Below are 15,113 nucleotides of genomic sequence, written 5' to 3' on the forward strand. Positions count from 1 at the left end.
GAGAAGGCATCCGTAAACGCCCTCTCTTTAGCAGCATGATTCATGTATTCATAAACGCCACAATCTCTTCCTTAGCCGGTATGGAGGATTGAGCACCCGGACGGGTCACCGTCAATGCAGCAGCTGCGGTCGCAAACCGCAGCGCTGCTTCCGTATCCAGCCCCTCCGTGCAAGCTGCCGCATAAGCACCGATGAAGGTATCCCCTGCCGCCGTGGTATCCACGGGTTTGACGCGGAAAGCCGGAACGTTAAAACGCTCTCCGCGCGCATTCCCATAGAAGCACCCTAACTCGCCAAGGGTGATGATCACGTTGGAGGTGCCTCTTCCGATGATCGATGCTGAAGCTGCCTCGGCCGAAGCTGCGTCCTCCACCCTCAGCCCGCTAACCACGCTTGCTTCCGTTTCGTTTACAATCAATGTATCCAGCAGCGGAAACACCTCGTGCGGAATCGTTCGCGCGGGGGCCGGATTCAGCCAGACGCGAACGCCTGCCTTGCTGGCCGATCGGATGACATGCTGTGTCGTCTGCCACGGAATTTCATTCTGCAGCAGCACCGCATATACGCCGTCCCAGTTCACTTCGGCGGCAACATCCTCTTCGGTCAGCCGCCCATTGGCTCCTTCCGAGAGCACGATATAGTTCTCGCCTTCTTCGTTGACCGTGATGATCGCGATTCCGGATGTGCCTGCCTTGGTGAGAACGGACGAGACGCCAACGCCGCGCTCCTCCAAGGAAGCAACCAAAGTGCTTCCAAAAGGATCCAGGCCCACGGCGCCGACCATGCTGCAATCGGCACCTGCCAAGGCTGCGGCCACAGCCTGATTCGCCCCTTTGCCTCCGGGAAAAAACTGTGCGTCCCTGCTGTGAATCGTTTCCCCCGGCTGGGGAAACTGCGCTACATTACTCACAACATCCATATTGATGCTTCCAATGACAACCAGCTTACGCAAAGTTAACCCGCTCCCTTCTGTTAAACCGGCTTCGGCTCGAATGTACGGACGCGAACTTCCTTGATCTCGTTCTCGCCATCCTCCAGACAACCAAAACCGAACATGCCGTGAGCATAGGCGGTTTCCTTGCATTCCAGCACATTCTCTCCATTAATATACAAGATGAACCTGTCCCTCTCGGACACCAGCTTCAGGCGGTATTCTTTACCCAATGCCCAATCGTATTTTGCCGTAATCAAACGCTTGATCCCGAAATCCTGTTTGATAAACGATACGGAGTTCGGGCCGTCGAAGCCGGCCAGATAATGACGCATGACGCCTTGCGCTCTTGCAATAACACCATGGCTGGTGCCGGATATCGGTTTGATGGTCGCCTCAATCTCCATATCTCCGGCATAATAATTGCCGGAAAAGGAGGAGGTATCCCCTTCTGAGGAACAATGCAGGGCACCGTCACGCAGCTCCCATTTCCCGCGATGATGCGAGAATGGGGTGACGGAAGCGAACTCTTTGGCCTGCTTGGCAAAATCGATCGTATAGTCTGAAGCCCCCGTGATGCGGAATTGCCCGATGAACAAACTTCCGATGGCACGGTTCAAGAGCGGCGACGGGCTCTCCAAGATCCAGCCGATCTCATCGATCATGGCACCATCCGTATCCGGGATGACGAATTGCACCGCGTTCCACTCTCCGCATACGGGAGTCAACGCAGCCAAACGCACGTCCTCCTGCGTATAGGTATTGCGCACATACGGAGTCAAGGTAACCGGTTCGCCTTCCCACTGATCCACATAAATGCGGGCGGATACGGTTTGTCCGCTATAGGCCAGCGGCGCAAAGGTCGGCTTATACTTCTCATCGTTGAACTCGGCGCGCCGGTAGAACGGTTTGTAATAGATTTTGCTGCTGTCGCCTTCAACCAGTCTGTCAAAAACCACTTCCAGCGATCCTCTGCTGTCATAAACCTGTTTCGTCGAATGGCGAACGACCGGGGTTTTGAAGGAATGGCTCGTCCGGAAGCCATGCGTAGATCCCGGCAGGTCGAAATCGAAATACACCTCGCCCTGCTTCACCCGACGAACCAGCTCTTCAGGTGCTTTCTCTCCGTTAAGACGATAGCCAAGCAGTGCAAGCTCTTTGGCGAATGTCGGAAAATCCACCAGATTCAAATAGCCGGACACGCTGGAAGCCACGATGAAGTCATTGATCGGCTTGCGGTAATGATCCGGGATTCCCGCCAGACCTCCGTAAACGCCGAGGATCGTTCCCACATTGCCTGCGTTGCAATCGGTGTCCCAGCCGCACATCGACGCGATCTCCACCGTGCGCGCAAAATCTCCCTCGCCATACAGAAGGGCAAGCACGCACACGCCCGCATTCGGAATAATGTGGCATACACCCGTATATTTATCGTATCCCCAGTGGTCCTCCAAATACTGGCGGCAAGCGCGGAAATCGGAAGGCTGCTCCCGGTGGAAGTCCATCACCGCATGGACCACTCGCGCATAGGTGGAGTCATCCGGAATCATGCGCAGGCCTTCCGCGATAATCTCATCCATGGATGAAGCATTAAAGGCTTTGGCTATGCAAGCGGCCATGAAGCGGGCGCCATACAGCCCGTTGCCGTCATGGGAGACGCTGGCCGCTTTTTCCGCGTAATCCGCCGCTTTCTCCGCTTGCCCCGGGAACAGCAGGCCCCAGGAATCGATGAAGATCTGGCCGCCGATCTGCTCCGCCATCTCCGTGCCGTTGACCTCGATCGAACCGGAGCGAGGGGCCGGGATGCCTTTGCGCAGATTCACATAGGCGCGGTGCTCGGTACTGATATCCTCGCCGCCCCACCAGAACATGCCGATCCCTTCCCTAGCGTAATTGAGCCATGCCTTGCCCACATCCTCCGGCGAAAGCTCACGGTCCGTCGCATCGTCATACAGCGCGCGAATAAAGAAAACCGGACCGTTTGCGTCATCGTCCGCGGCAAAGGTTTTGTACGGCTTCACGTAATCCCGGATATCGCCGTATACGTCCCGAATGCGTTCATACGTCCAAGCTACCGGTTCGATGGGAGCACCGAGCCTTATGCCAATGTTCATGCCGATGAATCCCGCATATACCGTCTCTACATAATGTTTAGGTATCATTTGCTCTCCCTCCTGTTTCAACCATTCCTCTACATCCGCTGGGTTCCAATAGCTTGCAAAAAACTATGGACTCACAATATTCTTCCGAGATTCATTGATGCGAAGATCCTCTTCGATGATCTTCGCGGCAATGCCGCTAAACCGGTCGGCGATGGCACACAGGTCCAAACGATTCACCTTATTCAGCTGCTTAATATCTTCCTTGCGGATGACCTCGCTGCCATACATGGCGCCCAGGATCACCCCGACCATGACGCCGATCGAGTCCGTATCGCGCCCGGAGTTAACCCCGTCCAGAATCGAACGGTAGTACTCTCCATCATTGAGCACGATGAACGCCAGTGCCATCGGCAGCTCTTCAATCGACCATAGACGGCTTGGCGTATAATGGTTGCTCGGGATGCCGACCTTGTCGATATGGCGGCTCACGTCATCGCCCATCGGCGAATATTTAAGCATGATCGCTTGCAATACCTCGATCACTTTGTCCATGTCATCCCGCTCCTGCCGCAGATCGCGCGCGGCTTGCGTCATCTCCACAATGGCCGCTTTCGTGCCGTCTTTCGCCAGGCTGATGGCGGTGCGGACAATATCGTCCACACTCACCCCTGGCTCAAAGGCCTTCGCCACGCAAGCGGCCAGCACGCCCGCGGCTTCCAGGCCGTAGCTGCTCTGATGACCCATCGCAAACAGGATGGCTTCATCATAGGCCGCCTTGGGATTGCCCGCATTGACGATCCCGATCGGGGCGATGTACATTGCCGCCCCGCAGTTCACCATATTCCCGATGCCGCCTTCTCTCGGATCGCAATTGGCCAGCACATGACGCATGAAGATGTATTTTTCCGGATAGAACAATCGGTCAATAATCAGCGTCTCCTCATTCAGCTCAGGGACAAACGTCTTGCGGAACGCAATCTCCTTCACGAACTCCTTGCCCATATCATAGGCATCCAGATGCCTGCCCTCGGTAAGATACACGTTCATGAGCGCAATGGTCATCAGCGTATCGTCCGTGACAATGCCATCGCCCCTTACCCGGCCAAGCCGGACGTCGGGGGGCAGGTCCATCTTATGCCATCTTGTCATGAGGGATTCCACGCGTCCGTACTTGGACTTGATCTCCCCGTACGTCAATTTCTCGATTGGAGCTCCCATTGCGTCTCCGAGCGCGGTGGATATCACCACGCCCCTCACCCGGTCACGAAACGAAGTCATAGTTATAGGCTCCTTACTTGATGTTTTCGTTGGCGTATTTCGTTATCTCTGCTCCGCCTGCAGCATTCCAGGCTTCAACGAATTGGTCGAATTGGGACAAATCCTTCTTGCCTGTAATAAAGTCCGTCGAATATTCCTTGTACAGATTATTCATCGCATCCCAGTTCGCAATGAATTGCTCAGGGATGATGAAATTATTGTCTTCCGTGTAGAAATCGCCAGCCATTTTCAACGATTCGGTTCCAGGCTCACCCAATAGCGGCGTTTTCAAAGGCGTTTCGGATTTGATCTCGGTCGGCTCCCAGAAACGCGCATACCATTCGCTGTAATATTTCTCGTTCAGCTCGATCTCGCCGTCAACGACTTTATAATGCTCGTCTTCGAAACCGAGACGGTCCAGCATTTGCCCCTTCGGACTTGCAAGGTAATCAAAGACCTTGAACGCCACGTCTTTATTCGGTGACTGGGAAGAGATCGCAAGTCCTCTGGATTCCTTCGTTACATCGGTTGCCCCGAAGCCTTGAGCTTCACCCTTGGCAGGCGGCAGCACGATCAGGTTAGCGTCTTCTCCGCCAAGCTCCTGCATTCTTCCGTCATACAAATCGATGATTTTGCCGGCTGTGCCCGTAATAACGGCAGCTTCCCCTTTATAGAAGGCATCCTCCTTGGTATCCCACTGCTTCGTAATGAATTGCGGGTCCAGCAGCCCTTCCTTGTAGAGCTTGTTGTAGAACGTCAGCTTTTCTTTTTCATTCTGGGAAACCTTGGAGTACTCATAAGTGCCGTCTTCCTTCTTAAGCCAAGTCGTATCCAAACCGAAAGCCGTATTGAAAATGAAATTGATCTCGGCAATATCGCCTGCTGCCGTCAGCGCGTAGCTCGGCTTGCCTTCACCCGGCTTCTTCTCCACCAATTCCTTAAAGAAGGCGTAATAATTGTCGACGGTCGGATTCTCCATCAAGGCCTTGGAGCTATCCATGGCATTAAACCAGTTGGCCCGGATGACCGGTGTCTTCGGTGCGAGCGGTTTGATCCACAGCAGATACGGATAGCTTGCCATCCGCGTTTGGTTATGCGGCTCGATGATATCTTTAATGTAAGTGGATTTTTCAATGTAAGGCGTCAGATCCTCCAGCAGGCCTTGTTCGGCAATTTGCTGGTCGCCGCCTTGGAAGTAGATGATATCCGGAATGGTTCCGCCCAACAGCAGCAGATTCAGGTTCTCGGCATAACTGCCCTGTGCCAGATCCACTAGCTCGAATTTCACGTTTAAGCCTTCGTCTTCGGCCAGGGATTTCTCCAAGGTCTCGAAGAATTTAACGGAAACGGGATTCGCCGTTCCTTCATCCTTGTACACGATCTTCAGCGTAACCGGATCACCGCTTCCTTCAGGCTGCGCGGTCCCGGGCTCGGTCTGGCCCGCTCCCGGCGTCTTCGAATTCGATGTACATGCCGACATGACCATAACCAGCATGGCAACGATGAATAACAGGCTTAATTTTTTCATGTTCATCTTTCTCCCCTTTTTTGAATTTGAACATTCATGCCTTAAGTTAAGCAGCCTTCCTTAGCTTAATCCTTGACTCCGCCCTCCAGTTCGCCTTTGGCGTAATATTTCAAAATGAACGGATATAGGAATAACAGCGGCACAATCGCGATCATGATCGTACCTGCCTGCAGGGAAGCGAAATCAAAATTGATCGAGCTGTCGAACATGTTCTGGTTCCCGATCAGGGACGTATTGTCCTTACGGACAACAAACTGCCTGAGCACGACCTGCAGCGGCCATTTGGTCGGGTCCGAAATATAGAGCGTCGCCCGGAAATATTCATTCCAGTGATACACCCCGTAGAACAAGCCCAAGGTCGCCAGCCCCGGTTTGGAGAGCGGCAGGATGATGCGGCTGTACAAGCGGAAATGCCCTGCGCCGTCGATTCGGGAAGCCTCCAGAATCTCCTCCGGAATGTCCTGAATGAACCGCATGAGAATAAAGAGATAGTATACGTTGATCGCTTTGTACAGGATCAGCGAAGTTAACGTATTCATCAGTCCGAGATCCTTCACGAGCAGGTATTCGGGAATCATGCCCGGCTCGAATACCATAATGACGATCAGGAAAAACAACACGACCTTTTTCCCGATAAACTCGGTTCTGGCCAGCACGTACGCTGCCATGGAGGTCAGCAGCAGATTCAGGAATGTGCCTGCCACGGTAATCCATACCGAATTCAGAATACTGCCCGTGATCAAGGGATTGGACAACAGCAGCTGGTAGTTGATCGTTGAGAATCCCTTCGGTATGATGTCCAGACCGCCCATCAGATGGGCTTTGCCGGGGTCGGTCAGAGACAGCGCCAGCAGATTCAGGAGAGGAACCAAGACCATGAGCGTAAATACAAACAACATCAGATAAATGACGATTTTGGAAATTTCAAGCCGTCTCATCGTAAATCCCTCCTTTACCAGACGCCCTTGCCCGAGAAGCGCTTCGATATGAAATGCGTGCCCAGGATGAGAATGATGCCGATCACGCCCTTGAACAGGCTCGCTGCGGTTGCATAAGCAAACTGCCCGTTTCCGATACCGATCCGGTACACATACGTGTCCAGAATATCGACCACGCTGATGATGGAATCGTTCATAAAGTTAAACACCTGATCGAAACCAGCATTCATGAAGAAGCCCAGATTCAGAATGAAGACGGTTACAACTGTGCTGTATAAATGAGGAAGCGTGATGTACCTCATCTGCTGCAGCCGGGTCGCCCCGTCGATCTTGGCTGCTTCATACAATCCTGGGCTGATCTTCATGATGGCTGCCAGATAAATGATCGAATCCCAACCCGCGCTTCGCCAGATTTCGGAGAATACAAGCACCCAGCGGATATGCTCCTTGCTGGTCATGTAATCCACGGACGGCAGTTGGAAGAAATTCGCAATCAGATTGACTCCGCCTTCGGCTGGGTTCAAGAGACTAAGCCAGATCCCGGCAATCACGACCCAAGACAAGAAATGCGGCAGATAAACCACGGATTGCACATATTTGCGGTATTTCGAGCTCCGAACTTCATTAATCAGAAGCGACAGCATGATCGGAATCGGGAACACGAATACGATTTTCATCAAACTGATGATGATGGTATTCTGCAGCACGCTCGTGAAGGCGGGGGAGCTGAACAACGTCTTGAAGTGCTTCCACCCGACCCACACATGATCCCCGAGAATCCGGTAATCCTGAAAGGCGAGTTTCATGCCGTACAGCGGAATGATGTGAAAAACAAAAAAGTAGAGCAGAGGCAGCGACAGCATCGCGTATAATACCCAATCCTGCCTTAAGCGTCTTAACACCTTCATGGCTTACCCCTCCTCCCCATGTTCGATGGATAACTTCATGAGGGGAGCATGCTGCTGGGCACCATACACGTCGCGGTCGCCGACGCTGCCCGACGATATGTCCCGCGACATCGTGATCTTGAAACCCAGCGCCTGGTCGAAAAACACCAGATGATGAATCTGCTCCTCCCGTATCTGATACAGCTCGCATATGGTCCGTTTCGATATGATGCCGGACTGTTTCACTCTGTCATATTGCTCCTTGGAATCAAACAACACGTCTAATGTAATTTCGAAGGGGCCCGAGTTTTTGCTTCGCAGCACCTTCGCCAAATCGCCGAGTTGAGTCATGGTTTGATCCTCCTTATCGATGCTCTATACGAAAAGCATTATTTTTCATTTCCATCAGGTGGTAGACGGAGAATTCATACACAGGACCGAACTCGATGTCGCTTGGCGCGAATGGAAAAGCGAGATTGCCCGCCGTTGATTTCCGGCCTTCGTAGCCATAGTGCAGGAAGGTGGAACGCACCGTCGCGCAAATGCTGTTTGCCAACTCCTGCGTTTTGGCCACCACTTCGAACATGACGCCGATCTCGTGCCCGTCGAACGACTCGGGCTCCTTGCTTCCGAGAACGCCGTTCTTGCCGTAGTTGTAGAATTGAATCCGATAATCCGATTCCGGAATTTCCCGGTAATATTCCCGCGCCTGGTTGCGCACATATTCTTCAACCTCTTCCAGCTTCCCGATCAGGATCGGGTCCCGGATCCCTGCGACCACAAAGGTCCGATACGCGACGCGTCTTGCGCCTTCCAGCTTGATGAAATATTTCTCCGCCGGAAGGAATCGGCTGCCCGTCACGCGAACGACGCCTTTTTCCACTTCCTCGAATCGGCAGTTCTCCAAATCAAGCGTGAATCCGGGACCATGCAGAATATACGGATGTTCCTTCTCATAGAAGGTATGGGCGGCAACGCTGGTCGGGCTGCACGTCCGGTTCGGGTTAAGCGATTGAACGGTAAACGAATCATCGCTTATCGTGCCAAGAATGCTGTCCTTGGTTGTGCCAGGTTCGGCGCACAGTGCGCCGCATTCCAGTATTTTGCCCAGATGATAGGATAGCCCCGGGTCCTTGCCATGATAGATCCCGATCGCCGCGAATGGGGACGGATCATAAGCCCTGCCGCATACGATAATGTCCCCGCCTTGTTTAAGCGCTTCCACAATAGGCTCGTGTCCCATCTGAGCAACGATGCTGTTCGTTGAATCAATCCGCTCGCGGGTCAGTGGCGGAATGTTCGGGCTCAGTCCCTTGATTCTCCCTTCTTCGCTTGCCAAATGGATTTCCTCCTGCGTAAAATCCGCCCAGATAACGGACACCTTGGCCTGAAGACCCCGCTCATCCAAAATCTCATCAATGATATCCAGCGTCCAGTTCACATGGGTCCTTGCTCCCGAGCCGCCGGCCGATCCGATGATAATCGGAATTTTCCGAGGCACACCCTGGGTGATCATGATGTCCAGGTCTTTCTTAACCGCGCGCTTGCTGACGATCGATACGCCGGCGCCCAGCTTATGCGGTCCGCCATCCGTAGATCCTGCATCCACGACGATGCCGTGCAGTTCAAACTCAAGTCCGTTCATAAAGGATTGTTCAGGAAAGCCATATCCCAGCATGCCGCAGGGTGATAGAATTCGAATGTCTGTATTCATCTGCAGTCCCTCTCTACCCACATATTCACCCATGCCATTGGATAATTGGATTATCCAATTTGTGCTAAAAGGGGTGCATTTTCCCCCTCTTAAACATGAATGTGGTTTTTCTGTATGTTTTCTTTAACCCGGCTAAGATGGTTCAGCAAAGCCAGCTTCGCTTTTACCGGATCCCGTTCCTTAATGGCTTGCATAATAAGTAAATGTTCTTCGTAGACCTCGCTCTTTCGCCCCGGAATCTGCGCTGTTTTGCTCAGCGTCCGCTGAAGCAAATCCATATGCAGTTCAATCATATTGACGAGGACCACGTTATGCGTAGCTTTGGCAATCGACAAGTGGAATGCCTGATCCGGCTTCGATCGATCCTCCGCATTCTGATCGATCTCCCCCCACGTTGCGAAGGCTGCCTCAATCTCGGCGATATCTTCATCGGTTGCCCGCTTCGCCGCCAGCTCCACAATTCCCGTCTCGAACAATTCCCGCGCCTCTAACAACTCGATGATGGTAGCGCGTTCAATGTTGTCCAGAATACGGCTCCGATCCTCGGCAACGTCCAGTGCCTTGCTCAGGAAACGTCCGCCGCCCGGTCTGGCTTCAATCAATCCTTCGCGCTCCAGAATACGAAAGGCTTCCCGCAATGTTCCGCGGCTAATGCCGAAGGACTGGGCCAACTCCCGTTCTGTCGGCAGGACATCACCCGGAGCCAGATTCCCTTCCAGAATCAGATTCTTGATCTGTTCGATAACATCCTCGTACACCCGATGATATTTAATCTTCTTAATGGTCATATGACTACCCTCTCTATCCCTACTTGCGCAAACGATAATTGGGTGATCCAATTAACCGCACGTTTAGCATAAACGCATCTGAATAGGCTGTCAAGCATATAAATAGCGCTTTCATCGATAAAATTACGGTAGTTTTGACCTATAAGGCAGTGGAAACCGGATAATTGGGTCATCCAATCATCCGATATATTGGGCGATTGAGCGCCTCTAGACGGCGATCCATGGAACGAAATAAATAACCCTGCCGTGGACGAAAATCCATGACAGGGTTTGTGCTCTAAGACTTCAAATTTATGACTGCGATCTCCGTTTGGTCCATTGCCATCTTATGTAACCATATAAGCCGCCCAATAGAACGAAGCCTCCGATCGCTGCTGCTGTTTGCCACCCGCTGCTCCGCTCCATCATTCCAAACGTTACCTGGGGCTGCAGGGTTTTCATCCGTTCATATTGCTTGGTCAGATCCAGATCCTGCGCATGTCTCTTTGTTAGCACCATCCCTTGCAGCATCATAAATGCAAAATAGCCTATATAGATCGCTGCGGCAAACAGCACGGATTCCATCGCCAGACGTTTACGCGTTATCATGATCCCCCTCCTCTCTCGTTCTTGTTTTCTAACCAATACCACCGTCTTTATATCCATTTCACAATCTCACTGATGACGTAAGCCGCCGGAATAATCACGAGCTGGGCCAGCATCGTTCCGAAAAACCGCGAAACCATCAGCATCGTATACACCTTGCCCAGCTGTTCCCTCGCTTCCTCATTACGGGTGGCTTTGTCCGTAATCAAACCAAGCTGGGGATCGATAAATATCGTTAAGATAATCGTTGCAATCCCGTTGATCAGTCCGGATGCTTGGGAGGCCATCGTGCTGTACTGGGGAACGAGATGTGCGGCATACAGGGATGCCAGGACACCTACCGTGTAAAAAGCCGTAACCACGATATTCAGCAAAATGAACCGTTTAGGTACGCCTAAGTAGCGAAACTGGCTCCACTTCAGATTCGGCTTCCTGATGTAATGCCGTGTATTCTTGAGCTGACCGATGGTCACGCTTGATACAAGCTTCGGAATGGATCCGGCGACCTCCAGCTTACTGATAATGCGGCTGAACAGATTGACGAAGGTAGGAAACAATGCAATCGCGACAATCGTTCCGATCGATGCAGCCAGCAATATCGCCCTGAAATAAGAGAGCACGTCAAACGAAGGATCCACTTTTGCATAATCCACGAATTTGCCTGTCAGCGGAGCTTGAACCAGGTTGGATGTCCGGGAAACCAGCACAATGATTCCGGTCAAGGATAACGCCACCGCAATTTTGTTCAACTTCACTCCGGCATATCTCGCAGAGTATGACAACGTCTCCGCCGTATGAATAATCATCGTCAGGACAAACACAACAATCAAGCTCTGTATCATAGAGGGTTCCTCCCCACCTGAGGTGCAGGCTAAGTCGTACCATATCATGTCACCGATTGAATCTGCAGTCTGTTTCTCCCTATATGTCTATCGTATTTACGGCCGGATTAGTACGTGCCCTCCCTGCTCTTGAAGCATGAATGCCGTCCGGTCATAGATATTCTGTAATTGCTGCCGAGTGATCAGGCTCGCGTTATGTTCAAACGTCACATGGAACCGTGAATTACGGGCGGCAACGTATTGCAAATAGGCATAGGCTTCGCCATAGTTCGCATCATGATCATGCTCCGGCAGCACCGGCAGATGATGCGTGAACTTGTCCTTTTCATACCATACGTTACTGTAATGGACCAAATAAATCCGGGACGCCATCTGATCGAGAAATGGGTATGGGTCAAAACCTTGAAAGGCCCTGCGAGCAATATCAAGCCTGGCCGTATCCAGCACAAACCCGATGTCGGGATAAGCGTGAAAGCTATCGATCAGCACATCCCCGTAATCTCCAAAGAAATCATGCTCTAGCACAATGCGCTGCCCATAGCGAAGCTGGAGTTCACAGAGAAACTCGAATAATCGCTTCGACATTTCCCGAAATCTTTCTTTGCTCAATTGGCTGTAACTGTAACGCTCCTCAGGGCTAGGAAGTCGCGGGTACGGCGTGAAAGGCTCCTGAAAGACCGGATAAAACGGATAATGAAACAGCATATAATCTGCCCCCATACTGGAGGCTAACTGAACCTCGGCCGAGATTTGTTCAAGCGCTTCCCGAAAGACCTTGGGTTCGGGTGCATTGACTTGTGGCAACCGATATCCCGCTTCACGAAGAATCGGGGCATGAACACCGAACGCGATCCGCCGGTTACGGCAAAAATCGCTGACTTCAACCAACGCCTCCCGATTCGGAAAGCTGCATATTTCCATCCCGCTGATATGCTTGTCCGCAAGCCGTTCCCATCGCTCTTCCGTAAACTGATCCCACATGCCTATCTGTAAACGACTTTGAGTCATGTGCTCAGCTTCTTTCGAACAAGACGAATTTGCCCGCGATGGTTGATCTCGTCCTCAAAGACGTGGAACCACATAAAATAGTAATTTGCGTGCTTGTTATACCAGAATGGCTGCTCGATATAAAGCCATTCATCCGTAACCGACCGGAACAAATCGAAGGTCCGGTTTCGGACTTCGTTTAACCGCTCGATATAATAATCGAGGGCATGACCTCGTATCGCGGCTCTGCCTTCATCGCCCAGGTTGAGGGCGGGCCCCCATATCCGCAGCTCATCCTGGCTTAATTCGCGCTCTTCGAACGTGCTGACCTGATAGGCATATTCCACGGCGGCAGCATGCAGCAGCAATGCTCCGATCGAATTCCCCCCTTTTTCTGCGACGAAATCGAGCTGCTCCATGGTTAAATCCTTGACCTCTTGCAGCGTCGTGAACCTGGCATAATTCATCATCGACAGTAAGCGGCTAATATCCGGTGAATAACCGGGAAGGTCCGCGATGAGCAAATGCGGGTCATTGTGAAACATGTCCATCACCTTCGTTTCTTGGTTATGTACTTTCCTTACCGGGGCCGGCACGGAAATCACGACTCAGCCTTTATTCGCCCAAACTTATTTTAACATTATTTCCCTCCTGCGTATCCCGTTTCCTTGAGCAAAGCACAAGGTTCATCGTTCCATGCATTCGCGTGACGGTATGCAAGAGGGTAAGGAAACGGTTGCCTTTCCCTGGAACGGTGGAACCGTGTTTTAAGTTTAAACTGCTGCTGCATCGATAATAATGGAACTAGAGGGTCTATGTTTGAAACTTTGTTGCCTGAACAGGGGGATTCACATGTGGAAAATGGTGCTTTCCTACATTCCGGAATGGAAGGTTTTTATGCAAGGTTTCATCGCTTTTATGGTTCCATATATCATCTCAAGGTTTTTTAAATGGGTTCATCACTCAAAGGAAGACTGAGGAAATGGCAGGTATCCACAATGAAACAACATGACCATGAAAATATCAAATCATTGGATCCTGCTCAAACCCGATCACTTGAGCATTTCACGGGGAAATTCGCCTTGGATCTTGAACTGGTGAGAAACGAGATCGGTCATAACTCGGATGTGCGCTTTAGGGAGTTTTACATTGGAGGCACAGGCATATATGCGGCCATCGTTTTCGTAGACGGACTGTCGGATAAAGAACTCATCGACAAACACATTATGAAATCGCTTATGGCGAGCTTCTTCGAAAAAAATGATCGGGATCCCTCTCTTGTGCACGGTGTCATTACTAAAGAGTTTATTAAAAATCAAGTTCTTACCATTAGTGAAGTAACAGAAGCCCATCATGTTCATGATTTGGTGTCCAAGATATTGACAGGTTCGACTGCACTGTTAGTGGATGGCGTGCAGAATGTGCTCATTCTCGGTACGACCAAAGGGAAATCGCGCAATAATGAAGAACCGTCATCAGAGCCATTGGTTCGAGGCCCACGGTTAGGATTCACAGAATCATTAAGTGATAATACCGCCCTTTTACGACAGCATGGTGATAACAGCAGCTTATCCATCATCAAGTTTCAAGTAGGAGAACGTTCTAAAAAAGAACTTGTCATCGCCTATATCAAAGATATGGCGGATCCTGCTTTGTTGGAAGAGGTCCAGAAAAGAATCAAAAAAATCAATGTGGATGATGTACCCGAATCAGGCTATGTAGAGCAGCTGATCGAGGATAATTACCTCAGTCCTTTTACACAAGTACAGAATACGGAGCGTCCCGACCGCGTATACAGCGCCTTGATGGAAGGACGGGTTGCCATCTTGTTGGATGGGACGCCGTTCGCTTTGATCGTTCCGGTTTCATTAAGTATGATGCTGCACTCGCCAGAAGACTATTATGATCGTTGGTTGCCGAGTTTTCTCATCCGCTTGTTACGTTATTTCGCGGCCCTTATATCGCTTTTTGGTCCCTCCTTGTATATTTCGTTTGTCTCGTTTCACCAAGGGTTGATCCCTACCAAACTGGCCTTGTCCATCATGGGCACGAGGGAGGGCGTACCGTTTCCCGCCATAATCGAAGCCCTGATCATGGAAGTGGCGATCGAGATTCTGCGGGAGGGTGGTCTGCGATTGCCTAAACCTATTGGTCCGGCCATGGGTATCGTTGGCGGATTAGTCATAGGGGAAGCAGCCGTACAAGCGGGGATTGTCAGTCCGATTATGGTGATCGTGGTGGCGTTGACTGCCATTTCTTCCTTTGCCGTCCCTCAATACAGCGCTGGAATTTCGTTTCGCATGCTTCGTTTTGTAGCGATGTTTTTCGCTGCTGTGTATGGGTTGTACGGGGTCGTTTTGTTTTTCCTTTTCCTTTGCAGCCATTTAGTGAGGTTGAAGAGTTTTGGTGTTCCCTTTATCACGCCGGTCGTTCCTTATCGAGTAAGTGATTGGAAAGACTTTATGATTCGAATGCCGCTTCTGAAGATGAAACGCTTCCGGAAGGCGATACATAAGAAAGATTCCATCCGCTAAGGATAGCTCTTTATGAAAGG

The 15,113-nt window shown here is 51.3% G+C and carries 14 protein-coding genes; 1 reads left to right on the plus strand and 13 read right to left on the minus strand.

Annotated features, from left to right (window positions below):
• Positions 1 to 40: 40 nt before the first annotated feature.
• The 13 genes from rbsK to RB298_RS28600 all read right to left on the minus strand — a co-directional run bounded on the left by rbsK (position 41) and on the right by RB298_RS28600 (position 13,104).
• Entirely contained in the window at positions 41 to 952 is a 912-nt protein-coding gene (gene rbsK, locus RB298_RS28540) for a ribokinase (protein WP_096776766.1), read from the minus strand.
• Between the two features lie 20 nt (positions 953 to 972).
• Positions 973 to 3,093 carry an ADP-ribosylglycohydrolase family protein gene (locus RB298_RS28545; RefSeq protein WP_486049705.1) on the minus strand — a complete coding sequence of 707 codons (2,121 nt, stop codon included), beginning with the start codon at positions 3,091 to 3,093 and terminating at the stop codon, positions 973 to 975.
• A gap of 63 nt (positions 3,094 to 3,156) precedes the next feature.
• Entirely contained in the window at positions 3,157 to 4,311 is a 1,155-nt protein-coding gene (locus RB298_RS28550) for an ADP-ribosylglycohydrolase family protein (protein WP_486049706.1), read from the minus strand.
• A 13-nt stretch (positions 4,312 to 4,324) separates the two neighbouring features.
• Complete coding sequence (locus tag RB298_RS28555) at positions 4,325 to 5,818, minus strand: extracellular solute-binding protein (protein WP_486049708.1); 1,494 nt, start codon at positions 5,816 to 5,818, stop codon at positions 4,325 to 4,327.
• Positions 5,819 to 5,883: 65 nt separating this feature from the next.
• On the minus strand, positions 5,884 to 6,756 hold the full coding sequence (locus RB298_RS28560; protein ID WP_009589953.1) for a carbohydrate ABC transporter permease: 873 nt from the start codon (positions 6,754 to 6,756) through the stop codon (positions 5,884 to 5,886).
• Between the two features lie 14 nt (positions 6,757 to 6,770).
• Positions 6,771 to 7,664, minus strand: coding sequence for an ABC transporter permease (locus RB298_RS28565; RefSeq protein WP_486049710.1), 894 nt, complete (start codon positions 7,662 to 7,664; stop codon positions 6,771 to 6,773).
• 3 nt (positions 7,665 to 7,667) lie between these two features.
• Positions 7,668 to 7,994 carry a DUF4387 domain-containing protein gene (locus tag RB298_RS28570; protein ID WP_009589826.1) on the minus strand — a complete coding sequence of 109 codons (327 nt, stop codon included), beginning with the start codon at positions 7,992 to 7,994 and terminating at the stop codon, positions 7,668 to 7,670.
• A gap of 13 nt (positions 7,995 to 8,007) precedes the next feature.
• Positions 8,008 to 9,357 (minus strand): acyclic terpene utilization AtuA family protein, encoded by a 1,350-nt coding sequence (locus tag RB298_RS28575; protein WP_486049712.1) that lies wholly within the window; start codon positions 9,355 to 9,357, stop codon positions 8,008 to 8,010.
• 89 nt (positions 9,358 to 9,446) lie between these two features.
• Positions 9,447 to 10,145, minus strand: coding sequence for a FadR/GntR family transcriptional regulator (locus RB298_RS28580; RefSeq protein ID WP_015736438.1), 699 nt, complete (start codon positions 10,143 to 10,145; stop codon positions 9,447 to 9,449).
• Positions 10,146 to 10,436: 291 nt separating this feature from the next.
• Positions 10,437 to 10,733, minus strand: coding sequence for a hypothetical protein (locus RB298_RS28585; protein WP_486049714.1), 297 nt, complete (start codon positions 10,731 to 10,733; stop codon positions 10,437 to 10,439).
• 47 nt (positions 10,734 to 10,780) lie between these two features.
• On the minus strand, positions 10,781 to 11,572 hold the full coding sequence (locus RB298_RS28590; RefSeq protein WP_015736440.1) for a lipid II flippase Amj family protein: 792 nt from the start codon (positions 11,570 to 11,572) through the stop codon (positions 10,781 to 10,783).
• Positions 11,573 to 11,668: 96 nt separating this feature from the next.
• The gene (locus RB298_RS28595; protein WP_452520482.1) at positions 11,669 to 12,580 is read right to left on the minus strand and encodes a sugar phosphate isomerase/epimerase family protein; all 912 of its coding nucleotides are present in this window, start codon (positions 12,578 to 12,580) and stop codon (positions 11,669 to 11,671) included.
• Positions 12,577 to 13,104, minus strand: coding sequence for a DinB family protein (locus tag RB298_RS28600; RefSeq protein ID WP_332295477.1), 528 nt, complete (start codon positions 13,102 to 13,104; stop codon positions 12,577 to 12,579). The genes RB298_RS28595 and RB298_RS28600 overlap by 4 nt, the downstream gene beginning before the upstream one ends.
• 453 nt (positions 13,105 to 13,557) lie before the next feature.
• Between RB298_RS28600 and RB298_RS28605 the strand changes: the two genes are divergently transcribed.
• Positions 13,558 to 15,093 carry a spore germination protein gene (locus tag RB298_RS28605; protein WP_486049717.1) on the plus strand — a complete coding sequence of 512 codons (1,536 nt, stop codon included), beginning with the start codon at positions 13,558 to 13,560 and terminating at the stop codon, positions 15,091 to 15,093.
• Positions 15,094 to 15,113 lie beyond the last annotated feature (20 nt).

Source organism: Priestia sp. BR_2 (assembly GCF_041954005.1).
Lineage (GTDB): Bacteria > Bacillota > Bacilli > Paenibacillales > Paenibacillaceae > Paenibacillus_AQ > Paenibacillus_AQ lautus_A.

Coding starts and splice junctions, on each gene's coding strand:
- RB298_RS28545 (WP_486049705.1), bottom strand. CDS start 3,093: ATGATACCTAAACATTATGTAGAGACGGTATATGCGGGATTCATCGGC.
- RB298_RS28550 (WP_486049706.1), bottom strand. CDS start 4,311: ATGACTTCGTTTCGTGACCGGGTGAGGGGCGTGGTGATATCCACCGCG.
- RB298_RS28555 (WP_486049708.1), bottom strand. CDS start 5,818: ATGAAAAAATTAAGCCTGTTATTCATCGTTGCCATGCTGGTTATGGTC.
- RB298_RS28560 (WP_009589953.1), bottom strand. CDS start 6,756: ATGAGACGGCTTGAAATTTCCAAAATCGTCATTTATCTGATGTTGTTT.
- RB298_RS28565 (WP_486049710.1), bottom strand. CDS start 7,664: ATGAAGGTGTTAAGACGCTTAAGGCAGGATTGGGTATTATACGCGATG.
- RB298_RS28570 (WP_009589826.1), bottom strand. CDS start 7,994: ATGACTCAACTCGGCGATTTGGCGAAGGTGCTGCGAAGCAAAAACTCG.
- RB298_RS28575 (WP_486049712.1), bottom strand. CDS start 9,357: ATGAATACAGACATTCGAATTCTATCACCCTGCGGCATGCTGGGATAT.
- RB298_RS28580 (WP_015736438.1), bottom strand. CDS start 10,145: ATGACCATTAAGAAGATTAAATATCATCGGGTGTACGAGGATGTTATC.
- RB298_RS28585 (WP_486049714.1), bottom strand. CDS start 10,733: ATGATAACGCGTAAACGTCTGGCGATGGAATCCGTGCTGTTTGCCGCA.
- RB298_RS28590 (WP_015736440.1), bottom strand. CDS start 11,572: ATGATACAGAGCTTGATTGTTGTGTTTGTCCTGACGATGATTATTCAT.
- RB298_RS28595 (WP_452520482.1), bottom strand. CDS start 12,580: ATGACTCAAAGTCGTTTACAGATAGGCATGTGGGATCAGTTTACGGAA.
- RB298_RS28600 (WP_332295477.1), bottom strand. CDS start 13,104: ATGTTTCACAATGACCCGCATTTGCTCATCGCGGACCTTCCCGGTTAT.
- RB298_RS28605 (WP_486049717.1), top strand. CDS start 13,558: ATGAAACAACATGACCATGAAAATATCAAATCATTGGATCCTGCTCAA.